This window comes from Tepidisphaeraceae bacterium (assembly GCA_035998445.1).
In the GTDB taxonomy this organism is placed as follows: Bacteria; Planctomycetota; Phycisphaerae; order Tepidisphaerales; family Tepidisphaeraceae; genus DASYHQ01.
In genome coordinates this window covers 12,927-35,899 of record DASYHQ010000023.1, presented here as the reverse complement: position 1 = coordinate 35,899, position 22,973 = coordinate 12,927, and the positions used below count along the sequence as shown (strand labels likewise).

26 protein-coding genes are annotated in these 22,973 nt (G+C 63.8%); 14 read left to right on the top strand and 12 right to left on the bottom strand.

Annotated features, from left to right (window positions below):
• Positions 1-112: 112 nt before the first annotated feature.
• Positions 113-535 carry a large-conductance mechanosensitive channel protein MscL gene (gene mscL / locus VGN72_10310; GenBank protein ID HEV7299747.1) on the top strand — a complete coding sequence of 141 codons (423 nt, stop codon included), beginning with the start codon at positions 113-115 and terminating at the stop codon, positions 533-535.
• A 44-nt stretch (positions 536-579) separates the two neighbouring features.
• Here the strand turns inward: mscL and gluQRS are convergent, their stop codons facing one another.
• Positions 580-1,551 (bottom strand): tRNA glutamyl-Q(34) synthetase GluQRS, encoded by a 972-nt coding sequence (gene gluQRS / locus VGN72_10305; GenBank protein ID HEV7299746.1) that lies wholly within the window; start codon positions 1,549-1,551, stop codon positions 580-582.
• 206 nt (positions 1,552-1,757) lie between these two features.
• Positions 1,758-2,387, bottom strand: coding sequence for a hypothetical protein (locus tag VGN72_10300; protein ID HEV7299745.1), 630 nt, complete (start codon positions 2,385-2,387; stop codon positions 1,758-1,760).
• 411 nt (positions 2,388-2,798) lie between these two features.
• Here VGN72_10300 and VGN72_10295 point away from each other — a divergent pair, with 411 nt between their 5' ends.
• Positions 2,799-3,221: a hypothetical protein gene (locus VGN72_10295; GenBank protein HEV7299744.1), complete on the top strand. Its 423-nt coding sequence runs from the start codon at positions 2,799-2,801 to the stop codon at positions 3,219-3,221.
• 31 nt (positions 3,222-3,252) lie between these two features.
• Here the strand turns inward: VGN72_10295 and VGN72_10290 are convergent, their stop codons facing one another.
• A complete protein-coding gene (locus VGN72_10290) occupies positions 3,253-4,743 on the bottom strand; it encodes a family 16 glycosylhydrolase (protein HEV7299743.1) in 1,491 nt (496 codons plus the stop codon).
• A 161-nt stretch (positions 4,744-4,904) separates the two neighbouring features.
• Entirely contained in the window at positions 4,905-5,606 is a 702-nt protein-coding gene (locus tag VGN72_10285) for an ABC transporter ATP-binding protein (protein ID HEV7299742.1), read from the bottom strand.
• A 189-nt stretch (positions 5,607-5,795) separates the two neighbouring features.
• On the opposite strand from VGN72_10285, the gene VGN72_10280 reads away from it, so the two are divergent.
• On the top strand, positions 5,796-7,028 hold the full coding sequence (locus tag VGN72_10280; protein ID HEV7299741.1) for a DUF3179 domain-containing (seleno)protein: 1,233 nt from the start codon (positions 5,796-5,798) through the stop codon (positions 7,026-7,028).
• A 206-nt stretch (positions 7,029-7,234) separates the two neighbouring features.
• Here VGN72_10280 and VGN72_10275 read toward each other — a convergent pair whose 3' ends face one another.
• Positions 7,235-8,266 carry a helix-turn-helix domain-containing protein gene (locus tag VGN72_10275; protein HEV7299740.1) on the bottom strand — a complete coding sequence of 344 codons (1,032 nt, stop codon included), beginning with the start codon at positions 8,264-8,266 and terminating at the stop codon, positions 7,235-7,237.
• Between the two features lie 98 nt (positions 8,267-8,364).
• Positions 8,365-8,778 carry a hypothetical protein gene (locus tag VGN72_10270; GenBank protein ID HEV7299739.1) on the bottom strand — a complete coding sequence of 138 codons (414 nt, stop codon included), beginning with the start codon at positions 8,776-8,778 and terminating at the stop codon, positions 8,365-8,367.
• Positions 8,779-8,977: 199 nt separating this feature from the next.
• Here VGN72_10270 and VGN72_10265 point away from each other — a divergent pair, with 199 nt between their 5' ends.
• The 8 genes from VGN72_10265 to VGN72_10230 all read left to right on the top strand — a co-directional run bounded on the left by VGN72_10265 (position 8,978) and on the right by VGN72_10230 (position 14,603).
• Positions 8,978-9,808: a metallophosphoesterase gene (locus tag VGN72_10265; GenBank protein ID HEV7299738.1), complete on the top strand. Its 831-nt coding sequence runs from the start codon at positions 8,978-8,980 to the stop codon at positions 9,806-9,808.
• 153 nt (positions 9,809-9,961) lie between these two features.
• Positions 9,962-10,591 carry a hypothetical protein gene (locus VGN72_10260; GenBank protein ID HEV7299737.1) on the top strand — a complete coding sequence of 210 codons (630 nt, stop codon included), beginning with the start codon at positions 9,962-9,964 and terminating at the stop codon, positions 10,589-10,591.
• 172 nt (positions 10,592-10,763) lie between these two features.
• The gene (nth, locus tag VGN72_10255) at positions 10,764-11,435 is read left to right on the top strand and encodes an endonuclease III (protein ID HEV7299736.1); all 672 of its coding nucleotides are present in this window, start codon (positions 10,764-10,766) and stop codon (positions 11,433-11,435) included.
• A 337-nt stretch (positions 11,436-11,772) separates the two neighbouring features.
• Positions 11,773-12,948: an ADP-forming succinate--CoA ligase subunit beta gene (gene sucC, locus VGN72_10250; protein HEV7299735.1), complete on the top strand. Its 1,176-nt coding sequence runs from the start codon at positions 11,773-11,775 to the stop codon at positions 12,946-12,948.
• Positions 12,949-12,963: 15 nt separating this feature from the next.
• The gene (locus VGN72_10245; GenBank protein HEV7299734.1) at positions 12,964-13,551 is read left to right on the top strand and encodes a hypothetical protein; all 588 of its coding nucleotides are present in this window, start codon (positions 12,964-12,966) and stop codon (positions 13,549-13,551) included.
• Positions 13,538-13,744: a hypothetical protein gene (locus VGN72_10240; GenBank protein ID HEV7299733.1), complete on the top strand. Its 207-nt coding sequence runs from the start codon at positions 13,538-13,540 to the stop codon at positions 13,742-13,744. The genes VGN72_10245 and VGN72_10240 overlap by 14 nt, the downstream gene beginning before the upstream one ends.
• Positions 13,741-14,085, top strand: a complete 345-nt coding sequence (locus VGN72_10235) for a nuclear transport factor 2 family protein (protein HEV7299732.1) — start codon at positions 13,741-13,743, stop codon at positions 14,083-14,085. Before VGN72_10240 ends, VGN72_10235 begins: the two co-directional genes overlap by 4 nt.
• A 104-nt stretch (positions 14,086-14,189) precedes the next feature.
• Positions 14,190-14,603, top strand: a complete 414-nt coding sequence (locus VGN72_10230; protein HEV7299731.1) for a hypothetical protein — start codon at positions 14,190-14,192, stop codon at positions 14,601-14,603.
• A 686-nt stretch (positions 14,604-15,289) separates the two neighbouring features.
• On the opposite strand, the gene VGN72_10225 is transcribed toward VGN72_10230, so the two are convergent.
• The gene (locus VGN72_10225; protein ID HEV7299730.1) at positions 15,290-16,591 is read right to left on the bottom strand and encodes a cytochrome P450; all 1,302 of its coding nucleotides are present in this window, start codon (positions 16,589-16,591) and stop codon (positions 15,290-15,292) included.
• A 156-nt stretch (positions 16,592-16,747) separates the two neighbouring features.
• Here VGN72_10225 and VGN72_10220 point away from each other — a divergent pair, with 156 nt between their 5' ends.
• Positions 16,748-17,317, top strand: coding sequence for an aminodeoxychorismate/anthranilate synthase component II (locus VGN72_10220; protein HEV7299729.1), 570 nt, complete (start codon positions 16,748-16,750; stop codon positions 17,315-17,317).
• A 34-nt stretch (positions 17,318-17,351) separates the two neighbouring features.
• On the opposite strand, the gene VGN72_10215 is transcribed toward VGN72_10220, so the two are convergent.
• On the bottom strand, positions 17,352-18,560 hold the full coding sequence (locus VGN72_10215) for a DNA polymerase IV (protein ID HEV7299728.1): 1,209 nt from the start codon (positions 18,558-18,560) through the stop codon (positions 17,352-17,354).
• 83 nt (positions 18,561-18,643) lie between these two features.
• On the opposite strand from VGN72_10215, the gene VGN72_10210 reads away from it, so the two are divergent.
• Both VGN72_10210 and VGN72_10205 read left to right on the top strand, forming a co-directional pair.
• Complete coding sequence (locus tag VGN72_10210; protein ID HEV7299727.1) at positions 18,644-18,970, top strand: hypothetical protein; 327 nt, start codon at positions 18,644-18,646, stop codon at positions 18,968-18,970.
• An 11-nt stretch (positions 18,971-18,981) separates the two neighbouring features.
• Positions 18,982-19,299, top strand: coding sequence for a hypothetical protein (locus VGN72_10205; protein ID HEV7299726.1), 318 nt, complete (start codon positions 18,982-18,984; stop codon positions 19,297-19,299).
• Positions 19,300-19,356: 57 nt separating this feature from the next.
• Here VGN72_10205 and VGN72_10200 read toward each other — a convergent pair whose 3' ends face one another.
• From VGN72_10200 to VGN72_10185, 4 genes are all read right to left on the bottom strand, one after another.
• Positions 19,357-19,971, bottom strand: a complete 615-nt coding sequence (locus VGN72_10200) for a hypothetical protein (GenBank protein ID HEV7299725.1) — start codon at positions 19,969-19,971, stop codon at positions 19,357-19,359.
• 236 nt (positions 19,972-20,207) lie between these two features.
• A complete protein-coding gene (gene nuoF, locus VGN72_10195; protein ID HEV7299724.1) occupies positions 20,208-21,560 on the bottom strand; it encodes an NADH-quinone oxidoreductase subunit NuoF in 1,353 nt (450 codons plus the stop codon).
• Positions 21,561-21,855: 295 nt separating this feature from the next.
• On the bottom strand, positions 21,856-22,392 hold the full coding sequence (locus VGN72_10190) for an NADH-quinone oxidoreductase subunit I (protein ID HEV7299723.1): 537 nt from the start codon (positions 22,390-22,392) through the stop codon (positions 21,856-21,858).
• Positions 22,393-22,404: 12 nt separating this feature from the next.
• Entirely contained in the window at positions 22,405-22,968 is a 564-nt protein-coding gene (locus tag VGN72_10185; GenBank protein ID HEV7299722.1) for a Uma2 family endonuclease, read from the bottom strand.
• Positions 22,969-22,973: the final 5 nt, after the last annotated feature.

The window sequence follows — 22,973 nt, the reverse complement described above, 5'->3', positions numbered from 1 at the left end:
TCGTCCGCGCATCTCATCTTCTTGCAGCTGTGCTCGCTTGGCAGTTACGATTCCGCTGACCGCCGTGTCCGCTTCGACACTGGCGCGTCGGGCTCACACCAAAGGAATCGTCATGGCCACCGTCTTCCAGGAATTCAAAGAGTTCGCGCTGCGCGGCAACGTTGTTGATCTCGCGGTCGGCGTCGTCATCGGGGCGGCCTTCGGTAAGATCGTCAGCTCGCTGGTCAGCAATGTGATTATGCCGCCGCTGGGTTTGATTACGGGTGGGGTCGACTTCAAGGATAAGCGGCTGGAATTAAAAGAGGCCGAGATCGACGCCGCGGGTAAGATGCTCAAGCCTGCAGTGAATATGGAGTACGGTCTGTTCATCAATTCGGTGATCGACTTCCTGATTGTCGCACTGGCGATCTTCGCGGTGGTGAAATTGATCAACATTGCCCGCCGCAAGCCCGATCCGGCCCCCGCTGCCCCGCCGGCCCCGTCGCGCGATCAGGAACTGCTGATGGAAATCCGCGACGCCCTCCGGGCGCGGTAGGCGGTCTGCGGCGAAAAGGGGAACGTAATTCGTGAAGGACCACTTCACGTTTTCCCGCTGCGCAAGAACCGGTCGTCCGCGGCGGTGAAGGTGATCGCGTCTTTGGAGAACCTGGTTAGATCAAGTCGACCGACCAGGTCCCGAGCCGTCCGGACATCGCTCGTGTCGTCGATCCCGCACCATCGCGCCAGCAAGCGCAACGCGCGCTGCGGCGATGGATCAATCGCGCGGTACGTCGCCAGCCGCGTATCGCCGTGGCGCTTCGCGAGGCGGCGGCTATCGGGGCCGACGATCAACGGCAAGTGCGTGTAACGTGGGATGCGTTCGGCCAGGCCGAGCGCGCGGTAGAGCAGGATCTGGCGTGGCGACGAGTCGATCAAATCGTCGCCGCGTACGACTTCGGTGACACCGGCCTCGGCATCGTCGATCACCACCGCCAACTGGTACGCCGCCAGGCCATCCCCTTTGAGGATCACGAAATCACCCAACTGCTGCGCGACGTTAGCCCACCGCTGCGGGCCAGCGAAGGCGTCGTCAAACGCGATTGGCGCCGCCGGCACCGCAAACCGCACCGCGGCCACACCGTGCGTTGTGGCGGCGCGGGCGGTGGCCAGATCAGTAAAGCGCCCGCGGCACGTGCCGGGGTAGACCGTTGCGCCATCCTCGGCGTGCGGCGCGCTGGCGGCGGTCTCGATCTCCTTGCGCGTGCAGATGCACGCGTACGCATCCCGCTGTGCCATCAACCGTTCGGCCGCCGCTTGGTAGCTCGCCAGCCGCGTCGATTGATACGTTGGCCCATCGTCCCAATCGATGCCGAGCCATTGCAGGTCGTCGATCAACTGCCGATCCGCCCCGACCTTCAGTCGCGGGCCATCGAGGTCCTCGATGCGCAGCACGATGCGCCAGTCCTGCTGTCGCGCGAGCAGCCAGTTGACGAGGAACGTGCGCGCGTTGCCGAGGTGCAGCGCACCGGTCGGCGAAGGGGCGAGGCGCGTGATGGCGGGTTGCGTGGACAAGGGAACTGTCGCTCAAACGTGCGCTCGAGATTGGCGATCTTCCCGTAGCATGGGCGTCCCGCCCATGACCGCGGTGAGGCCGGAAGATTGTTCTAGTTGCTTTCGCTTCGGCCGGCGCTGTCTGCTACTCATTTCGATTCTCGTTCTCTCCACCGTCATGGGCGTCCCGCCCATGCTACGGGAAGAAGATCATCGCATTGTTGCCGTTATGGCGTGCCGGCCCATTGCATTGAATCGACGATCGAATAGAGAAACGCGCGGTCCTTCTCGAAGTCGCCTTTGGTCAGCATGAAGAAGCTCAGCTCGTAGACGGGCGACGTCTCCTTGTCGCCGTTGCCGTAAGCGCTGATGATCCAGCGATAGGTCGGCGTGCCGTCGTCCAGCGGTGCGGTGCCGACCGACTGGCGCTCGAAGATCTTGATGCCGTTGACCGAGCGCCCGGCCGCCAGTGGGTTGGCCTGGGGGTTCTGCTTGGCCTCGTCCATCGCGCCCTTCTCGGCCAGCGGGATGATCTCGGTGCCGATCGAGCGCGTCGTGAGATGAATCGTGACGTCGCTCGACGGCGCGGGCCCGGTGAGAACGGTCGAGCCGCCGATGCGCTGCAACTGCCAGCTTTCGGGAACCTCCAGCGACAACGGCAGCACCTCCAGCGACAGCCGCTTGCGCGGGCCATCGAGCAGCGCCTGGGTCGTCGGCCGTTCCGGCTCGGGCGCGGGCTGAGTGGCCGGTTCGGGCGGTGGCAGGACGAGCGGCGCCTGCGGCGTCTCGTCGCACGCTGCGCCCGCGAGCATCAGGATGATCGCCGTCGAAAAAGTTGTCGCCAGCCGTGCGTTCATGGTTTCGCTCCGTCTCACCCCATTGGTCGCCAGCGTCTATTGTTTTTGAGACGTCGTATTTCCGCAAGGGGTACGACGGTCGCCGCGACAAGTTATCGATCGCGGGGATGCTGGATATTGGGCGGCGAGTTGCAAAAACTCAGTTGCGCCACTTTCGCCACCGCGTCTATGCGATTGGTATACGAAACCGCGCAGTTCGTCATCCTGAGATACTCCGAAGGATCTCTTCCGCAGAGAGTGGAATACGCGGGAAGATCCTTCGGAGTACCTCAGTATGACAAGGTGTCGTGAACTGCACATTTCCGTTCATCATTGTCCACTCCCCGTATCACCCTCATTTACAGTTTACGATGTGCAACTATGGTACCCGCCGGCAAATTTGATATGGTTAGCACCTTGAAGGATACAACTATGGCTAAACGTGAACCCGTCGGACTGTCGATCGCGCAACTCAAGAACATCCTGGCAAGCCGGGAAACGGAACTGAAGAAGCTCCTGAAACGCCGCAAGCAACTGCAGGGCGATCTGGACGCGATTGACGGCCAGATCGCCAGGATCGACGGTGACGGTAGCGCCGCCAGCGGCACCAATGGAACCGCCGGTCGCCGCCGTGGGGGCAAGCGGCCACGCAACGAGCAGAGCCTCGTGGCGACGCTGGAAGCGGTGCTGGGCAAGAGCGGCAAGCCGATGTCGGTCAGCGAGATTGTCGACGGCGTGCTGGCGGCTGGCTACCAATCGTCCAGCCCCATGTTCCGCGCGATCGTCAACCAGACGCTGATCAAGGAGCGCAAGCGCTTCGCATCGGCCGGGCGCGGCATCTATCAGATGAAGTAACGCGAGCAGCGTGGGCAGGAAACACCGAGCCTCATTCGCTTCGCCAGACGCGGATGTAGTCGATGTAGTAGGTTGAGGGCAGGTCGGCGTCGTCGACCTGCCCGAACCAGTCCCACATCGCCTCGCTGTCGTAGATCATCCACATCGGCAGGAACCAGTTGGTGTTCCGCATCCGGCGGACGACCACGCCGTCGACGTACCACGTAAGCTCATCGGCGTTCCACTCGAACCCGTAAACGTGGAAGTCGTGGTCGAGGTTCCACGGCGCCTCCCACACGCCTCCCACCGCCCAGTGCCGGTCGCTCTCGGGCGTTCGCCAGACGTGGGCGGTCATGTTGTACTTGCGCTCGAACCCCTTGGCCTTGGCCCCGATCTCGAAGACGTCGATCTCGATCTTCTGATCATCGATGCCCGTATTGGTAAACCAGAACGAGCTGGACCCGGCCGACGACATCGGGCGGATGCGCGTCTCGTAGTAGCCGTACCCCGTGCGCCCGCGTGTGCGAATGAACGCAGACGTGTAGTCGGCGTATCCCTTCCACGCCTTCATCAGCGGCACGGTCTCCTTGCGGAACGTTAGCTGCAGCATGCCCTCCCGCTGCACTACGTTGGTGGTCGTGAACATCGCGGGCTCGCGGCCCATCCAGTCGTTGTCGTGGTCGACCGGGTTGACGTGCCAACGCTTCATGTCCAGTTCGGGGGCGTTGAACTCGTCGCTGAACGTTTGGTCGAGCGTCCACTTGCCACGGTTGGCCTGGTCGGACAACGGCAGGTCTTGCCGCTTGTGCTCGGGGGTCGGCCCCAGTTCGCCAACGCGGGTCCAGCCGACCTCGTGGATGTGGGCCTTCCACTTGGTTTGCAGGTAATCGATGACGCTGCGCTGGTCGCCGTAGGACAGGAACGCGCGCTCGTAGAGCAGCACCTCGGCCACGTCGCCGGCGAACCAGTTGCCGCCCTCGGTGGATGCGCCGATGGTGACTTTTCCCAGCGCGACATTGGCCGCCTCACTGTGTGTAATGGTCGGCGGTACCGCCAGCGGCTGGCCGTCTGTCTCGGCCAGCAGAATGAAGTTTGGCGGCTGGTTGTCCGCCGCCTCGCCCTCAATCCGCGCGCTGACCAGCCGTTGCCACTGCTGCTCTCCAACCTGATCAGCCTTGCGTTGATAGACGACGAACGCGGTAACCGGTCCTTTCGCCGCACGAAGGTCGCGGCTGGCGGTAAGGTGCTGGTGTCCCGGAAACCGAACGGCGGGCAACTTGTTGATGGCGTCTTTGGCGAAAACGGGCCGTGAGTCTGGATCGGCACCCGACTTGAGCGTTACGTGGCTTGCGGTCTTGCTGCGCCAGCTGCGCACGCGGTCCTGATCATCGATTTCCAACGTGGCGCGGTCGGCAGCGTCGAGCCAAAGTACCAGGCCTTCCACCGATGGCCCAACCGGGCCGGCGGCGCCAGCGGCCGTTGAACTGAAGAAGTACATCGACCAAGCGACGGCGACGAGCAGAAGCAGGAGAGCATCCTTCATGCCCCCGATGATACAGCGCATCGCTTTCGCGACGGGCAGATTGCGGAGACGACTAGAAGCTGTTTCGAAACTCCGTACCACGGGCGGCCCGCCCGTTTGCTCACGAAAGATCATGGGCGAGCCGCCCGTGGTACGGGTGACGAGACGAATTCGAATCGCTCCTAGCCGAACTGCGTCGCTTCGCCGTGCACTTCGTGGCGCGCGTTGCGCTCGTCGCGTTGCACCTTGCCGTCGTGCAGGTGGATGACGCGCTGGCAGCGGTGGCCGACGCTCGGGTCGTGGGTGACGAGAATGATCGTCCGGCCGTCGGCGACCAGTTCGTCGAACAACTCCAGCACGGCGTGGCCGGTCTTGCTGTCCAAGGCACCCGTCGGTTCGTCGGCGAGCACGATCAGGGGATCGTTCACCAGCGCCCGCGCGATGCAGACGCGCTGCTGCTGTCCACCGGAAAGCTGCATGGGGCGATGGTCCAGCCGTTCGGTCAGGCCGACGCGGTCGGCCAGTTCCATCGCCTTGGCCCGCCGCTGGGCCGGGGAGATGCCGAGGTAGAACATCGGCACCTCCAGGTTTTCCAAAACGGTGAGCTGCTGGATCAAATTGAAGTTCTGGAAGATGAAGCCGATGCGCTGGCTGCGGATTTCCGAAAGCTTGTCGTCGGGCAGCGTGCTGATGTCGATGTCGCCAAGGATGTAGTGGCCGCTGGACGGCTGGTCCAGGCAGCCCAGGATGTTCATCAGCGTGCTCTTGCCCGACCCGCTGGCCCCCATGATGGCGGTGTACTCACCTTGCACGAAGTCGAGGTTCGTAGCCCGCAACGCCGCCACTTCGACGGTGGTGCCGGGCTTGCGGTAAATTTTGGTCAAGTTTTGAACGGAAGCGACGAGCGGCATAGGGACGATTGTAGGATGCGGGGACGGAAATGCCGAATCGATTCGTTTGAGCGGAAGGCGGAGCGGCACAAGTGCCGTCGCTTCATCGATGAGGCGTGGGGTGGGCGTCGCGATTTCGCGTTTTCCTTCCCCGCGTGCGCCGGGTGCGTTACGCTAACCGCTGTGCTTGCTCCGCTGGCGTTCATCCTCTTTGCGATCATCACCGCTGGTGTGATGGCGTACGGGACGCACCCGGATCTGGCGCGGTACGCGCATGGGGTCGAGGTGATCTGCGCCGTGCGTCAGTTGCAGTGGCCGCTCGCGACGGCGTCGGTGGTGTTCTGCATGGCGGTGGTGGCGCTGGTGGTCATGGGCCGCCGGCGGGCGTGGTGGCTCATCGGGCTGGCGCCGGTGGTATCGCTCTTCGCGCACACGTTCGCGATCGGCCCGATGCAGCGCTTCGCGATCGCCGACGAGCCGCACTTCGTCGAGGCGGCCGACACCGCGTTTATCAACGATGACGACTACGTCGTCGGCCTGACCTTCGCCGAGCGGCCATTGGCGTTCCCGTACGCGGCGCTGTTCAACGCGCCGGTGGTCGTGCAGACCGATCGTGAGCTGCGCCTGCTGCTGCTCTGGAACCCCTACGCCAACGCCGCCAGCGCCATGCTGGTCAACCGCACGATCAGGGCGGCCGAGCTGGACCTCGTTTCCATGCCGGCCAATGCGCTGCTGGTCTACAACCGGCGCAACGGGCAGTTTATCAACGGCATCACCGGTCTGACCGACGATGGCAAGACGCCCAGCGGTGTGCGCAGCGTTGTGGCGACGCAAAAGATGCCTTGGCGCCAGTGGCGGGCGCTGCACCCCAACACGCGCGTGATGCTGCCCAGCCTGGCGACCGGTCCCGCCCAGCCGTTGCTGTCGGCGTACCCGTTGCCCACGGCGATGGACGACGAGCCGGACGCGCTGGTCACGATCGTGCATGGCGCGCAGCCGGTCGCGCTCGTGGAAACGCCATCGCTGACGACCGTCGCCAACTTCAGCGCCGGTGGCACCGCAGTGCTGTTCCTGCCGGAATCGATCACGGGCCAGCCGGTCGCGTTCGATCGGCGGGTGAAGGAGGATCTGTTTCCCGCGTTCAACCTCGTCACCCCCGACGAACGTCGCGGGCAGATGTTGATCGACGCCGACAGCGGCAGCCTTTGGACGCTGGACGGGCAGGCGGCCAGTGGACCGTTGAAGGGGGAGCGGCTGGAGCGGTTGGCGATCGATACGGAGCTGAACTATCGGGTCGCGAAGTTCTGGTACCCCGCGCTAACGCTGGTGACGCCGGAGCCGCCGCCACGCATCGAGTTGCCGGGGAATGAACCGGTGACGGCGCCGACGCGACAGCGCCGGCGCACACGCCAGTGAAGTGAGCTGATCAACACAAGCGTCGTCATCCTGAGGTACTCCGAAGGATCTCTTCGATCCCACGTGTAGAGGACAAAGAGATCCTTCGGAGTGCCTCAGGATGACGAGAATTGGGACCTTCCGACAGACGGCGCAAAAAAAAGGCCTGTTCACTTAAGTGAACAGGCCGTCGGTCGAGGGAATATGCTTCTCTCGCGTTCTGGGGATTAGCGTCCACCCAGGGCTTTTCCAATAAACAACCCGAAGACCCAGAACAGGAGCGCGATGCCGAGGAGGATCGCGGTCAGGATGAAGAAGGTCTGCTCGCCGGCCTTTTGGACGAGGTCGGGGTAGGCGCCCATGCTGCCGGCGAAGATCGCGAAGGCGGCGAACAGGCCGAGGAACGCGGCGCCCAGTGCGGCGCCACCGAACGCGGGGGCCATTGGATCGGGCCGTTCGACCTCGCGGACGACCGCGCCGCGCGGGGAACGCGTGACGGCGGGGGCGCTGGTCTCGATCGCGGGCACCCCCGAACCGATGCCCGTGCCACCGGCCAGCGAGCCGACCGTGTCGGACATCGGGGCGGCGCTGCGGTTGCCACGGCTGGTGCCGGGAGTGATCTCGTCGAGCGTATCGGCGCCAAGGCTGGTGTCGTCGCTCTCGCGCGTCAGATCGAGCAGGCCCGACCCGCTGCCCACGGCTTCCAGGCTCAATTGGTCGCGCATGGCAGGCGACACGTTCGTCTGGGCCATGGGGTCGGCATGGTCGGCGTCTTCGCCGAAGACGTTGATGCCGACCCGGCTGCCACCCATCGACCCGCTCATGCCGGTGCCGGCCCGGGCGCCCGCGGCCGTGCCGCTCAGGCCCGTGCCCGACAAGCCAAGGTCGGCCGCCAGGGCGGTGTCATCCTTCAGCGTGATATTGCCCAGGCCCGAGCCCGACAGCCCACCGATACCCGACCCACCTCCGCCACCGCTGCTGCTCAGGCCCGAACCCAGACCCGACCCACTGATTCCGGGGTCTTCCAGTTCGATGCCGGCGCCACTGCTCGAGCGCGAGTCGGCCAAGCTGATCGGCGCGCCACTGTCTCCACCGCCGACGTCGTTCTTCAGGGCTTCGATCTGGTCGCTCTTGAACATCAGGCGCGGACCGTCGCGGAACTCGCGCAGGCGACCTTCGCGAGCGTAGGCTTTGATCTCGTCCTCGGACTTGCCGAGTGCGGCCTTGGCCTCGTCCATCGTGTAAAACATTTTGGCCATGGGTGCGGCTCCTGATGTGTGTTGGGGACGGTTGGTCGTCCCGCGGTTTACGTGCTAAGGGTCGTCTGGGTCCTAAGTCGTCGTTTCGGTTCGTCGTCTTACTGCCCGCGAGGCGCCTCGCGTTGCTTGTCCAGCATGGCCTTCACCTCCGGCGGGGCCGGGGCGTCGGTGTTGAACTCGCCCAGGAACCGGTCGTGCTGAAAGGACCGGGCCGCCACGAGGCGCAGCTTCTTTTCGCCGGGAAACCACTGGTACGCACAGAGCGTCTGCGCGTCGACATCCATGAGATAACAGCCAAACGTGTTCGACGCGAATTGGCCGGGCACCACGAACAGCCCCGCCCCACCGGCAAAGGCGGGTTGGTTCTGTCCGTACGCAGTCGGCAACTCGGGCAGCAGGCGCGGGGCGTCGGGCCGGTTCAGCAGCGCCACCGCGATAACCGCCAACAGCGCGGCGTTCAGGTACAGGCCGATGGTCATGCTGCGCTGGCGACGTAAGATCGATGAACGCATGGGGGACGGTCCTGACTGTGCTGCTGCGCGTCGCGTGTCTTACCGCCTCGTCGTCCGCATCGCGAACCTCGGGGGCGGTAATTTCGGGCTGGCCATCGTTTCCGAGCCGCTTATTATACGTCGCGAGTATGGGGCCGCAATCATTAACTCATGATGCGCGTGACCGATAACGCGCAACGCGACGAACAGGTAAGTCCGCATGTCCCTTCCTAGCACCAGCACCCCCACCGCCACGCGCCGCCGGCTGGGGCCAAAGGGGAAGTGGCTTCAGGTGGGCTCGCCGGAGGGGTTCGAGTGGAACGTGGTGACGCTGCCGATCCGCGATTTGCCCGACGAACTGGTCGGCACGCGCATCATCCACCTGTCCGACCTGCACACCACCCACCGCTGGCACGAAGCCTATGACGTGCTACTGGATGCCATTCGCGACGCCCAAGCCGACCTGGTGCTGGTGACCGGCGACTTTGTCGACGACAAGTTCGACCACACTGCCGCCCTGCCGGTCATCATGAAGTTTGTCGCGGGATTGTCGGCCAAGGTTGGCATCTTTGGCATTTTGGGCAACCACGACGGCATGCGCTTCGAACCGCGGTTGGCGGACAGCAACGTCACCTTATTAAATGGTCAGCGGCGGGTCGTTGAGCGGCACGGCCGCTCGATCGAGCTCATCGGTACGGCCGGCTGCCTGCGCGAGCATGTCACGCCGCAATGGCTGGACGAGATGGGGCAGAATCCGCGCGAGGCCGGCGTGCCGCGGATCATCTTGTCGCACTACCCGGACCTTATTCACCCCATGAAGCCCTTATCTGCGGATGTCATGCTGTCGGGCCACACGCATGGCGGGCAGATCTGCTTGCCGGGCGGCGTGCCGATCATTCGCCACGACAGCCTGCCCCGCCGGTACGTGAAGGGGCCGCATCTCATCGACGGCACGTGGCTCGTGCCGAACCGCGGGCTGGGGTTTACCACGCTGCATATTCGGTTGTTTTGCCCGAGTGAGGTGATTGAGATTGAGTTGACCAAGGCGTGATGGGTGACGAACGTGTGCCAGGGCAGGGGTGCGTTTTCCCGCCGCAAGCGGCGGGCTATATGAAGAAAAAATTAGCTCGCGAGGGGCGGGGTGATCGTCAGGACGGGATCGTCCATTGAACTTCGGTGTTCGCGGCCCTACGCTCCCATGCCCATGTCGGAGACCCTCTTTCAGCTCGTGCAGATCGCGTACTGGCTTAGCCTGTCGACATGGTTCGGCGCGGTGCTGTTTATCGCGATTGCGGCGCCGACGATCTTCAAGACCGTCACGGACTACAAGCCGATCCTGCCGACCGTGCTGTCGGTGAACCTGGAAAACCAGCACGCCACGCTGCTTGCGGGGTCGATCGTCGGCGACCTCGTCGCCCGGCTGTCGCGCGTGCAACTGGCCTGCGCCGCGGTGCTGGGCCTTACGCTGCTGTTGCAGGCCTTCATGATCGACCTCCGCAGCGGCCCGGACGCGTTCCGCAGTAATTTTGGCGCCTTCGCGCTGCGCGTGATGCTCTTCTTCGGCGCAACGGCCGTCATGTTGTACGACTGGCGCATCCACTGGCCGCGCGTTTTGGCGCACCGTGAGCGTTACATCGACAACGCCGACGACCCCGACATCGCCAACCCCGCCAAGGACGACTTCGACCGCGAGGGCCGCCGCACGGTAACCCTGCTGATGGCCGTCGTCGGCATGCTGCTGGGGATGATCGTCTTCAGCGGGAACATTATGCCCAAGGCCGGAACCGGTGGTGATGTACCCACGATGCCGGCGCCAGTGGTGTCGAAATCGTGATGCGAGCGGCTCTGCTCCGGCCGTGGCATGGGCGTCTCGCCCATGCGTGTGGATTGAAACTTGCACCGTGATTAGCTGCAGATAGCGCCGACCAAGCCATCTGGAACAAATAGAATCTACCGGCCTCATCACACGCATGGGCGGGACGCCCATGCCACGTTAAAGACGCCTCATGCCCAAGCCCTCTTCCAAAACCATCCAAGCCCGCAAGGCGCGCGTCGACGCGATCCTGCCGATCCTCAAGGCAACCTATCCCCAAGCCACCTGCAGCCTCGATTTCCAGAACCCCCTGCAACTGCTGGTCGCCACCATGCTGTCCGCCCAATGCACCGACGCACGGGTGAACATCGTCACAAAGGATCTCTTCGCCAGGCATAAAACCGCTGCCGATTTTGCGAACGTGCCGCAGGAGACGTTGGAGAAGCAGATCCAGTCCACCGGCTTTTTCCGCAACAAGGCCACCAACATCCGCGCGATGGCCGCTACCCTGCTGGAACAGCATGACGGCCAGGTGCCGCGCACGATGGACGAGTTGCATGCCCTGCCCGGCGTCGGCCGGAAGACCGCCAACGTGGTGCTGGGCAACGCCTTCGGCATCAACGTCGGCGTGACCGTCGACACCCACGTCACCCGCGTCGCCGGCCGACTGGGCCTGACCAAGCACGCCGACGCCGTGAAGATCGAGCAGGATTTGATGCCCGTCGTGCCCCAGGACGACTGGGCCCTCTGGAGCCACCTGCTGATCGCCCACGGCCGCGCCATCTGCATCGCCCGCAAGCCCAGGTGTGCAGAATGCCCGCTGAAGGAACTTTGCCCGTCGGCGAAGCAGTTTTTGGATCAGTAGCCGCCGTTCTTCTGTAGGACAGGCATTCCTGCCTGTCTCTCCCCCCGTATTCAGAGATGAGCTGGACGCGAAGGCCGCGAAGGAGTCGCGAAGAAGAAGAGATTGAACCACAGTGGGCACAGAGAGCACAGAGGCAGACACAGAGCAGGCCATCTTTACGATTGGGATTTGGTGCTTGGTGATTTGTTTGGCATTGGGACTTGGGATTTTGATTTCGACAATACGGGGGGAGACCAAGAGAGACAGGCAAGAATGCCTGTCCCACAGAAGACCAACACCTCCCCTCCAGTTCCCGCAATTGTCCAATCCCCCTCCCCCCGCTATGCTCGTCGGCACCATGAAGATCCACGAATATCAGGCCCGTCAGATCCTTTCCGCAGCCGGCGTTCCCGTTCCCCCCGCCGAGGTCGTGTACAACCCCGAAGAGGCCCGCGCGGCGTTCAAGAAGTTCGGCGGCGCGATGTGCGTGGTGAAGGCCCAGGTGTACGCGGGCGGCCGCGGCAAGGCCGGTTTCGTGAAGCTCTGCAACACCGCAGATGAAGCGTTCGATGCCGCCAAGTTCATGCTGAGCAACCGCATGGTCAGCAACCAGACCGGCCCCGAAGGCGTGCCGGTCAACGTGCTGCTGGTGGCGCCCGGCGTCGACATCGCCAAGGAATACTACCTCGGCATCACCATCGACCGTGGCCGCGGCACCGCGACGCTGATCGCCAGCGCCGAAGGCGGCGTGGAGATCGAAGAGGTTGCCAAGGATCATCCCGAGAAGGTCTTCAAGGAAGCCCTTCACCCCACGCTCGGCCTGCAGGCCTACCAGGCCCGCGAGGTTGCCTACAAGCTCGGCTTCACCGGCAAGATGGCCAACGAGGTGACGAAGCTCATCCTGAACCTCGCCAAGTCGTTCGTGCAGACCGACGCCTCGATCGCCGAGATCAACCCGCTGGTGGTGACGAAGGACGGGCAGCTGGTCGCGCTGGACGCGAAGTTCAACTTCGACGACAACGCGATGTTCCGCCATAAGGACCTGGAAGCGATGGTCGACGAGAGCCAGGAGAAGCCGCTGGACGTTCGCGCCCGCAAGGCCGCGCTGAACTACATCGCGCTCGACGGCACGATCGGCTGCCTCGTCAACGGCGCCGGCCTGGCAATGGCGACGATGGACATCATCAAGCTGCACGGCGAGGAGCCAGCCAACTTCCTCGACGTCGGCGGCAGCGTGACGGCCGAGGGCGCCCGCGAGGCGTTCGGCATCATCCTGTCCGACCCGAACGTGAAGGGCATCCTCGTCAACATCTTCGGCGGCATCGCCAAGTGCGATTTGATCGCCGAGGCCCTGGTGGCCGCCGGCAAGGAGATCGGCTTCAAGGTGCCCGTCGTCGTCCGCCTAGAAGGCACCAACGTCGACAAGGCCCGCGAGATCCTGAAGGCCGCCGCCAAGGACCTGCCGATGATCATCGCCGCGACGGATCTGACCGACGCGGCGCAGAAGGTGACCGCCGCGGTGAAGGCGGCGTAGGGAACGCGTGAAACAATGGCCGAATTTGCCGTGAATCCGACCGCCTATGACCGGTTGGCAATCGGTTTTCATGGCACGCGTCGAAAGACAGTAGAATCCCTGCTTCGGGGCCGGGTGTTTGATCCCAGCGAGAACACCGATGACTGGCTCGGACACGGCATCTACTTCTGGGAGCACGCGCCGCAGCAGGCATGGTGGTGGGCTGAACGGCGCTACGGCAAAGAAGCTGCCGTAGTGGGCGCAGTGTTGCGGTTGGGCCAATGCATCGACCTCTTGGATCCGAAGAACGCTGAACTGCTCGAACTGCAGTATCAGAAGGTGGCAGCCGACTTCAAAGCGAGCGGCCTCCGGTTGCCGCAGAACGCAAACAACCACAAGTATCTCGACTGCTTGGTGTTCAATCAACTGTTCGTTGATCTGGCATCGGCTGGGTTCGACGTGGAGACGGTTCGGGCCGTGTTCGTGCCGACAGGGCCGCGACAACGCGTGTGGTCCCGCAGCGGAATCTTTCACGGCGCGCATATTCAGCTGTGCGTACGGGAATCGAAGAATATCATTGGTGTCTGGTCCGTGAGAAAGGATGGCACGTATGGCAAAGAGTAAGCCGATCGTGAGCGCGCCGCTTCGAACGTGGTCCCCCGCTGCGTTGAAGGCCGCGTTGAAGGTCGCCCACGCGGGTGATCGCACTGCCGCCATGAAGGCCTCTGGTGTGCTGACGAAGAGCGGAAAGCTCAGCAAGCGCTACCGCTCCTGGGGGAAAGACAAGGTCTCCGTGACCGAAACAAACACCAAATGAATGAGTCTCTTGAATCCACCCTCCTCGCCGCCTTTGCGGGCGTGAACGCGTACGATCCGGACGCCATCATGGCCAACTGGAACCGTGACGGTGTCTACCACAACCCGAACGTGGGCACGGCGGCAAAGGGGTATGCGGATGTACGCAACCGCATGGTGAAGCTGTGCGAGGGCGTGATGTCGCGCGGCGAGCAGATCATCGTCGACCGCGTCACCAGCGGGCCGCGCCACGTGATCGCCGAGTGGCACGTGGAGCCGCGCAACGGGAAGGACGGCGTCCACGTGGCTGACTTTGACGATGACGGGAAACTGGTTCACGTGCGCGTCTTCCCGCGCGGTTAGCGCCAGCGATATCTGCGTGAGCGACGACCAATTGAGCTACGCCGGCATCGTCGCTGACGCGACCATGCAATCGTGAAGCGACCTATCTCTAACGGATCATCCCCATGACGCGTACCACTGTCCTCAGCACGCTCTCCCTGCTCGCGATCGTCACCACCGGCTGTACCGCGGGCCGTGACGTGAAGCAGACTGCCGGCGCCAAGCCTGCGGGCCGGGGGTCGTCGGTCGCGATGGCGCCGCTGGGGCGCACGGCGACCCAGCCGAGCGGCGGCGCTCATTCCGGCACCGTCGCCCACGCCGACAGCGGCGCGGCGACCGCGATGGCCACCGCGCTGGCGGGCCAGACCGTCTCGCTGCACCTGATCCAGGGCGCCCCCGCCCTGGCCCCGGGCCCGCGGCGCGACGTGCTGAAGGGCGTGCTGCGCAGCATCGACAGCCAGTGGATCATCCTGGAAACCGAAGGCGGCAAGCGCCTGTTCGTCCCGCGGACGTCGGTGCTGGCGATCGAGCAGGAGTAGGTCGACGCGAGCCGCAAGCACTTCTGTGTAACAGGCGCTCCCGCGTCTGAAGGCGTGGATTACATCTTATCACGCCTTGTCGTTCTGCGGGGGCGTAAGCGTGCATCGCCGGGCTCGCTCTGCACGTAGCATGGGCGTCTCGCCCATGGAGCCGCGGTACCCCGCGGTGTCGGGCCGTACTCGGCCCGAGATAACGAGCGCAAGCGATCTGCTCTACCATTGGTGCTGGCAACCCCTTCGATGGCGCGATTGCTGATTTGGATGGTGTACCATCCGACGTGCTGGGGTACCGACACCATGGGCTCTGGCGCCCATGCTACGGTGACGACCGACGCAATATCGTCTGCAGGAACAACATCCGCTGCTCCGGCCATTGTCATGGGTGAGACGCCCATGCTACGTGCGGCGCGGCGCAACGTGATCGCCGGAGTGTTGCGCTAAACCAACGTGGATCGCGCAGCGCGAGCGTAGAGTTGGAGAGTGCGCTCTTTGACAATTGAATAGCCGACACGCGTGACGTCGCGGGATGTGTATCGGTCACACCCAATGGTGCACAATGGTGCAAAATGGTGCACGATGTCGTGTTTCCGCTTACCCAAACTGCCGCCGGGGGTGAAGATCCTCTTCGCGGTGCTTCGCGTCCGCCCGTTGCGACCTTCGCGTTCGCTGCTGTTGCGATGAACACGTTACCGCGGCGTGACGCGGACGCGCACCGCATCTTTCGGGCGCAGCGTGATACTTGGGGCCAGCCGAAGCTCGCGCGGCGACTGTGGCTCGAACGACCATCGCTGGGCGATGGTCGCCAGCACCAGGATCATCTCCATCCACGCGAAGGCCTCGCCGATGCACGACCGCGGGCCACCGGCGAAGGGGAAGTAGGCGTAGCGCGGGCGGTCGGGATCGGGCGTCAGCCAGCGGTCGGGGTCGAACTCGTTGGGGCGGGGCCACCAGCGGGCGTCGTGGTGGGCAACCCACTGGCTGGTCAGCACGATCGCGCCCTTCTTCAGCGTGTGCTCGCCGAGCTGCACGTCGTCGTTGGCCTCGCGGCCGACGGTCCAGACGGGCGGGTAGGCGCGCATCGCCTCGCTGACGATCGCGCGCGTGTACGGCAGCGCGTCGAGGTCCTTCGCCTCGGGCTTTCGCCCGGCCAGCGCGGCGTCCAACTCGGCATGCAGCTTTTGTTGAACCTCTGGGTAGTGCGCGATCAGGTGAAACGCATACGTAAGCCCGTTGGCGGTCGTCTCGTGGCCGGCGGTGAAGAGCGTGATCGCCTCGTCGCGCAGCTGCTGGGGGCTCATGCGATAGCCACCGCCATCGCCGGCCGATTCTTCGGGATCGGTGGCCCGAATGAGGACCGAGAGAAGATCGTTGCCCGTCGCGCCACTGGCGGTCCGCTCGGCGATGAAACGCTCGATCGTCTGCGTCATCTTCGGCCAGGTGTGGTGGAACCGTCGTACGGGGGGCAGCGGCAGGCGCGCGAGCCAGTTGCCGAACGGCAAGAGCAGGATGGGAAACAGCTCGACGCTGGCCGTCATCGCGCGGCCGATCTCGGCGATGTCCTGTTCCACCTCGGCATCGAACAGCGTCTTGGCGACGATCTCCAGTGTCAGCCGGGTGGCGGCCTCGTGGATGTCGACGGTCTGCCCGTCCTGCCAGGCGCCGCTGAGGCGGTCGGTGAACTGCACCATCGTCTGGCCGTAGGTCGCGACGTGCGTCGCGTGGAACGCCGGTTGAATGATGCGCCGTTGGCGCTTGTGGAAGTCGCCCTCGCTGGTCAGCAGCCCTTCGCCGAGGGTGGACTTCGTCGACCGCAGCGCCGGCCCCTTGATGAACTTAGCGGCCTGCGTGACCAGCACCTCGCGGATGAGGTCGGGATGGCTCACGAGCACCACGTTGTTCTTCGGACCGAAGCGTGTGAAGTCGCCGCGCGTCGCGAGCGACGCGAGGAAGTTCAGCGTGTCGAGCCGCAGGCGCAGCATGTCGAGCATGGGAGCCTTTCCGGGTGAAACGGTCGCATTACTGCTTATACGAGTAGGGAGTGTAAATCCACGGTTGTTTTTCCTGATGTGACGACTGGGAGCCTGCGACTGCTATCGCCGGCTCCAGTAGCAGTCCGGGCGCAACTCACCTACAATCCCCGCGCCATGATCGTCCTGATCGATAACTACGACTCGTTCACCTACAACCTGGTCCAGAAGCTCGGCGAGGTGTCGCCGGGGCTGGAGATGAAGGTGTTTCGCAACGACAAGGTGTCGGTCGATCAGGTCGAGGAACTGAAGCCGACGCACATCGTCGTCAGCCCCGGCCCCTGCACGCCGAAGGAAGGCGGGGTCAGCAACGACATCATTCGCCACTTCGGCCCGAAGCTGCCGGTGCTGGGCGTGTGTCTTGGGCATCAGTGCATCGGCTTCACCGCCGGCGCGATCGTCGAGCGGGCGGCCAAGCTCATGCATGGCAAGACCGACACGATTCACCACGATGGCCGGACGATCTACACCGGCATGCCCAACCCGTTCACCGCCACGCGGTATCACAGCCTCATCATCCGCCAGGGAACGTTGCCACCGGAGTACGAGATTACCAGTTGGACCGGCGACAACGAGATCATGGGCGTTCGCCACAAGACGTGGCCGCTGGAAGGCGTTCAATATCACCCGGAAAGCTTCCTGACCGAACAGGGCGAGAAGCTGCTGGCGAACTTTCTGAAGAAGTGACGGCACGTCCTGCACGTCGCCCGATACGGTTTCCCTACTTTTCCGTTCGCCGTCTGGACGTCGCCTGTGCGCGGCTGACGGCTCGCTTGCCGAACTTGGCGTTGATCTGATCGACCACGTTGTCGAGCCGCTTCTCCTTCTCGCGAGCTGGATCGGGAAAGAGCGACGACTGCTCCGCCGCGGTTGACAGTTGGCTAGCGGTAACGCCGATCAGTCGCACCGGGCGGAAGTCCTTCGCCGCCCAGGCGTCGAACAGAGCCTTGGCGGCGTTCCAAAGTGGCGCGGTGGTGTCGACGGCCTCCACCAGCGTGGTCCGGCGGGTGATGGTTTCGAAGTCGCCGTAGCGGATCTTCACGGTGACCGACCGCGCCACCACCGCGTTGCGGCGCAGGCGCGCGCTGACCTGTTCGGTCTGGCCGAGAATGACGCTGCGCACGGCTTCGGGGTCGGTCAGGTCTTGGCCGAAGGTTTGTTCCTGACCGATGCTCTTGGCGTCGCGGTCGGGCGAGACGGCACGGGCGTCGATGCCGAAGGCCAGCCGGCGGTAGTGGTCGGCCTCGTCGCCAAGGCGCAGTTTCAGCAGCTCTACGGGCAGTCTGCGCAGGTCACCGACCGTGCGCACGCCGATGTCGTTGAGGCGCTCCATCGTCTTCGGGCCGATGCCCCAGATCTTCTCGACCGGCAGCGGCGGCATGATCTCGTCGACGTTGTGGTCGCCGATGACGGTCAGGCCATCGGGCTTGTTCATGTCCGACGCCAGCTTGGCCAGGAACTTGTTCGGCGCCACGCCGACCGAAGCGGTGAGACCGGTGTCGCCGTGGATGCGCTGCTTGATCTGCCGCGCGATCTCGATTGGCTCGCCAAACAACCGCACGCTGGCGGCGACGTCGAGGAAGGCTTCGTCGACGCTTAGCGCCTGAACGAGCGGCGTGTAGCTTTCGAAGATCGCGAACACCTGCCGCGATACCTCGCCGTACCGCGCGAACCGCACCGGCACCACGATCGCATGCGGACACAACCGCTTCGCGACGGCGGTCGGTTGGGCGCTGCGGCATCCGAACCTGCGCGCCTCGTACGATGCCGCCGACACCACACCGCGTGGCCCGTCATGTCCTACCAGCACCGGCCGGCCGCGCAGGTGCGGCTGATCGAGCTGTTCGACCGACGCGTAGAACGCGTCCATGTCGACGTGGAGGATGCGCAGCGGACCGAGCACGACCACATTATATCGTCGAACGAACACTTCTTTCGCGTCCGATAAAAACAGGGGTTCCCCGCTTGCGGGGTCATGCCGTAGGTTCTGCAGCGGCCGCAGGAGGTGCCGTTATGACCACGATGCGATTCAGTTTGTTTACGATGCTCGCGACGCTCTGCCTGTTCTTAGGCGGTTGCGGCGCGCAGGAGGGCGAGACGGTCTTTACCGCCGGCCCCACTAATCCCGACGTGGGCGGCCAAGCCCCCTACACCGGCACCTACACGCTGACGACGGCCGCCAACCCCAACCCAGTCGTGACGATCCAGGTCGCCGAAGGCGAACCGCTCGGCTTCCGCAAGGCGGCCGACGGTGGGGTCGAGGCATATTACAAGGACCAGTCGTACGGCCTGTCGGGCCTGACGTCGCAGGCCTACTGGAACTACCGGAAGAACTTGTGAAGGAGCCGCCGATGCTGCTGAGAAATTTCGCGCTGCGTGCCTGTGTTGTGACCGGACTGTTCACCGCGGGCTGCGGCGCCCAGCCGGGCACGACGATCGTCACGCAAGGCCGCACTAATGAACCGGTGATGCAGACGGCCCCGAAGACCGGCACGTACAAGCTGTACACGACGCTGAGCCCCAATGCGACGACCACGGTTCGCCTGCAGGAAGGCGATCAACTGGGCTTCCGCAAGGATGCCGAGGGCCGCATCATCGCGGTCGCCGGTGACAACGAACAACCGCTGAGCAAAGGGACGGCTCAGGCGTATTGGAAATTGCAGAAGTAGCGCAGGCGATCGTATGAGCCGTGGATTCACATGCGCGGCGGCATGGAAACGAGCCCGTCACTTGTCGGATATGAACGTCGGCTTCTGTTTGGCCGGCAGCTTCAGGTCGGCCGGCGCATCGGGAAAAAGCAACTTCATCGTGCGGTCGTTCAGGCCGGTGCCATCGACGAACGTCCAGGTCGCCCCGCGATCAGTGCTATGACCAAGGAGGAAACTGTCATGCAATGCTTGCCCACCGGACAAGGCGAGGTTGATGCGCTGCGGCAGGACCGCGAACGCAGCGGTCTCGGTGGTGATGATCTGCAACGGAGCACCGATCGTGACGGCGGTCAGGCGCATGCCACCCGTCTTCATCTCGCGCTCGCCCTTCTCGAGCGTCGCGATCATGGCGTCGACGCCGCCGACCATCTCGATGATCTTGGGATGGGTGAAGCGGATCAGCGTCTTGAAGTCACCGGCGAGCAGGGCGTCGCCGCACGCCTGCCCTTGCGCGTGTGCCGCCTGATGAAGCGCCGCATCGACCGCTGCCGCTGGCGCGGTCGTTGGCGCCGTGGCGGGCGCGGTCGCTGGCGCGCCCGGCTGCACCTGCGCCGCGAGCGGCGACACACCCATCACGACGATACTCAGTGCCAGCCCGACGTTGCGTGCGCGTAAGGTGCGGCTCGGGTTCACGCTGCTTCTCCTGATGGAATCGTTATCGCAAGAGCCGAACGCGCTAGCCGCGTGATCAGCACCCGTCGTGCCCCCAGACGGTGTATTGGTCTGGTCCCTCTCCCATGTACTCATGGGAGAGGTTAGGTGAGGGTGATTTTTTCTTCCTGATTCGCCAGCAGCTCGAAATCACCCTCACCTAACCTCTCCCGGCGTACCGGGAGAGGGACCAGAGCGAATCTTCTCGTCGAAATGTCCTACCGCGTGTTGCTGCCCATCGGCACCAGCACGTTTTGCCGACTGGCGCTGATCTTCAACGGCACCGTCTTGAACGGCTCTTCCGGGCAGGCAGCGGCGAACTCGTCGTAGAACTTGGTGATGAACGTGCGCGTCGCCCAGGCGGTGCCGTCGGCCAGGCCGCAGATGGTGGTGCCAGGCATGATGCCCATGGTCTTTTCCAGCTCCATTAGCATGTCGAGGTCGCGGGCCTTGCCGCCACCATCGACGATGCGATCCAGGATCTTGCGCATCCACGCGCTGCCCTCGCGGCACGGCGTGCATTGGCCGCAGCTTTCGAAGCTGTAGAAGCGTACGCAGTTGCGCAGCGCGCGCACCATGTCGGTGTGCTCGTTCATGATGATCATGCCGGCCGTGCCCAGGCCAAGGCAGCCACCGCGGAAGCGCACGTCGTCGAAGTCCAGCTTGATGTCGAGCTGGTTCGTGCCCAGCACGCCCATGCTAATGCCGCCGCAGATGCTGGCCTTGAACTTGCCGCCCTTCATGCCGCCGGCCATGTCGATCGCCTGCTGCAGGGTGATGCCCAGTTCCTGTTCGTACACGCCCGGATTGTTCACGTGCCCGCTGATCCCGAACAGCTTCGGCCCCGGCGAACTCTTGGTGCCCATCGTCTTGAACCAGTCGGGCCCGCGGTTGATGACGTGCGGCACTGTGCAGAGCGTCTCGACGTTGTTGATGACCGTCGGCTTGGCAAACGCGCCCGCAATGGCGGGGAACGGCGGCTTGTTGCGCGGCCAGCCGCGCTTGCCTTCGAGCGCCTCGAGCAGGCCGGTTTCTTCACCGCAGATGTAGGCGCCGGCACCCTTGTGGACGTAGCACTCGACCTTCGTCGCGCTGCCGTACACACCCTGCTGCCCGAAGATGCCTTTGGCGTACGCTTCCTTCAGCGCCTGTTCGAGCACCTTGATCTGCCGGTGGTACTCGCCGCGGATGAAGATGTAGGCGACGTCGCACTGCGTGGCGATCGCGCAGATCGCGATGCCCTCCAGCAGCGAGTGCGGGTCGTAATCCATGATGTAGCGGTCCTTGAACGTCCCCGGCTCGCTCTCGTCGGCGTTGACGGCCAGGTAGTGCGGACCCTTCTTTTCCTTGGGGATGAACGACCACTTCATGCCGGCGCTAAAGCCCGCCCCACCGCGCCCGCGCAGGCCGCTGTCGGTGACGGTCTTGACGATATCCGCCGGCGCCATCGTGATGGCCTTGCGTAGCGCTTCGTAGCCACCGGTGGCGACGTAGTCGTCGTACCAGACGGTCTTGCGCAACGAGGGGTCTTGCGGGATACGCTTCGTAAGGACGGGTTCAGGGAAAGCCATGGCACCGTATGATAAGAGGGCCGGGCGATTGAGGAAAGCAGTGCGATCGGATTGATCCGATGGCCCCGAGCGCCGGATGCAAAATAGAATCATGCGCCTGGCGCACCAACCGGTTCAACTCGTCATCTAGAGGCACCCCGAAGGATCTCTTCCGCCCCCCGCGCCGAAGACGAAGAGATCCTTCGGGGTACCTCAGGATGACGGTGGTTTGTCAAACGACATGCATGGCAAGCAAAACGCCCAAGCGACTCGTCGCTTGGGCGTTGGGTGCAATGACGTCCTTCAGGCGTTTAATCTACATCGGCTCGTCTTTAATCGTCTCGTCGTACACGCGCAGGAGCTTGGACTTATCGAAGATCATCTCCTGGCGGGTCAGCCCGACGATGTCGTACTTGCTGGTGAGCTCGATCGCGTCAACCGGGCAGGCCTCTTCGCACATGCCGCAGTAAATACAGCGGAGCTCGTCAATGTCGAATTTCGCCGGGTATTTTTCACGATCCTGCCACGGCGACTCGGCCGCCTCAATGTGAATGCAGCGGGCGGGGCAGGCGGTGGAGCACATGAAGCAGGCGACGCACTTCACGCGGCCCTCTTCATCCTTGTTCAACCGGTGCACGCCGCGATAGGTGTCGCGCAGCATGCCCCCTTCGCCCAGCGGCAAGTCCTCGCGGCGCTCTTCCGGGTACTGCAGCACGCGATCGTTGCCGAGCACGACGACGTTCAGCATGTGCTTCATCGTCGTCCCCAGCCCCTTCAGCACCTGCGGCAGGTAAAACTGATCGGCCAGCGACAACTTGGGTTCTTCCAGAACTAGGACGTCGGAGTCTTTCATGGCGGAGACAGTCTACTTGGACATCGGCTGAGGGAACAGGTCGTGAACTTTAGCCCGAAAGTTAGGGAACACGGTGCCACCGTCGATCGTGTCGGCCTCGTGATAAAACGCCACGCTGCCGTCGGCCCGATGGACGCGAACGGTACGCACCGCTGGATTAACAATCCAGATTAACTCGACGCCGGCTTGAAGGTACTCTTCGAGTTTTTCGTCAACATCGATCGCGTTGTCGTGCTCGGACAACACTTCTGCGACCCAGTTGGGCGCTACGGTGACGTGTTCGTCTGACGCAAAACCCTCCGGCAGGCGCTGCCAATCGAAGAAGCACACGTCGGGCCGTCGCCCATGATTGCCCAGCCAGGGAAAGCAGTTGATCGGCAGTTCGGTGGCGATGGAGCCAAGGCGATTGGCTTTCACAAAGCCGCCTAGGGTGATCTGAATTTCCGACGCCGTCCCGACCGATCGCCGCCCCATAGGTTTCTCCACGAACTCGCCGCGTACCAGCTCATAAATCTTGCCGTCATCGGGCAAGGCGAGCAGTTCAGCGAACGTGTGTGCGGTCGCAAGTTGAGTCATGACAA

What these genes read in the sequence shown, in the direction of transcription:
- mscL (HEV7299747.1), top strand. Translation starts at nt 113, where the DNA reads ATGGCCACCGTCTTCCAGGAATTCAAAGAGTTCGCGCTGCGCGGCAAC.
- VGN72_10300 (HEV7299745.1), bottom strand. Translation starts at nt 2,387, where the DNA reads ATGAACGCACGGCTGGCGACAACTTTTTCGACGGCGATCATCCTGATG.
- VGN72_10295 (HEV7299744.1), top strand. Translation starts at nt 2,799, where the DNA reads ATGGCTAAACGTGAACCCGTCGGACTGTCGATCGCGCAACTCAAGAAC.
- VGN72_10290 (HEV7299743.1), bottom strand. Translation starts at nt 4,743, where the DNA reads ATGAAGGATGCTCTCCTGCTTCTGCTCGTCGCCGTCGCTTGGTCGATG.
- VGN72_10275 (HEV7299740.1), bottom strand. Translation starts at nt 8,266, where the DNA reads ATGGCCAAAATGTTTTACACGATGGACGAGGCCAAGGCCGCACTCGGC.
- VGN72_10270 (HEV7299739.1), bottom strand. Translation starts at nt 8,778, where the DNA reads ATGCGTTCATCGATCTTACGTCGCCAGCGCAGCATGACCATCGGCCTG.
- VGN72_10265 (HEV7299738.1), top strand. Translation starts at nt 8,978, where the DNA reads ATGTCCCTTCCTAGCACCAGCACCCCCACCGCCACGCGCCGCCGGCTG.
- VGN72_10260 (HEV7299737.1), top strand. Translation starts at nt 9,962, where the DNA reads ATGTCGGAGACCCTCTTTCAGCTCGTGCAGATCGCGTACTGGCTTAGC.
- nth (HEV7299736.1), top strand. Translation starts at nt 10,764, where the DNA reads ATGCCCAAGCCCTCTTCCAAAACCATCCAAGCCCGCAAGGCGCGCGTC.
- sucC (HEV7299735.1), top strand. Translation starts at nt 11,773, where the DNA reads ATGAAGATCCACGAATATCAGGCCCGTCAGATCCTTTCCGCAGCCGGC.
- VGN72_10245 (HEV7299734.1), top strand. Translation starts at nt 12,964, where the DNA reads ATGGCCGAATTTGCCGTGAATCCGACCGCCTATGACCGGTTGGCAATC.
- VGN72_10240 (HEV7299733.1), top strand. Translation starts at nt 13,538, where the DNA reads ATGGCAAAGAGTAAGCCGATCGTGAGCGCGCCGCTTCGAACGTGGTCC.
- VGN72_10235 (HEV7299732.1), top strand. Translation starts at nt 13,741, where the DNA reads ATGAATGAGTCTCTTGAATCCACCCTCCTCGCCGCCTTTGCGGGCGTG.
- VGN72_10230 (HEV7299731.1), top strand. Translation starts at nt 14,190, where the DNA reads ATGACGCGTACCACTGTCCTCAGCACGCTCTCCCTGCTCGCGATCGTC.
- VGN72_10225 (HEV7299730.1), bottom strand. Translation starts at nt 16,591, where the DNA reads ATGCTCGACATGCTGCGCCTGCGGCTCGACACGCTGAACTTCCTCGCG.
- VGN72_10220 (HEV7299729.1), top strand. Translation starts at nt 16,748, where the DNA reads ATGATCGTCCTGATCGATAACTACGACTCGTTCACCTACAACCTGGTC.
- VGN72_10210 (HEV7299727.1), top strand. Translation starts at nt 18,644, where the DNA reads ATGACCACGATGCGATTCAGTTTGTTTACGATGCTCGCGACGCTCTGC.
- VGN72_10205 (HEV7299726.1), top strand. Translation starts at nt 18,982, where the DNA reads ATGCTGCTGAGAAATTTCGCGCTGCGTGCCTGTGTTGTGACCGGACTG.
- nuoF (HEV7299724.1), bottom strand. Translation starts at nt 21,560, where the DNA reads ATGGCTTTCCCTGAACCCGTCCTTACGAAGCGTATCCCGCAAGACCCC.
- VGN72_10190 (HEV7299723.1), bottom strand. Translation starts at nt 22,392, where the DNA reads ATGAAAGACTCCGACGTCCTAGTTCTGGAAGAACCCAAGTTGTCGCTG.
- VGN72_10185 (HEV7299722.1), bottom strand. Translation starts at nt 22,968, where the DNA reads ATGACTCAACTTGCGACCGCACACACGTTCGCTGAACTGCTCGCCTTG.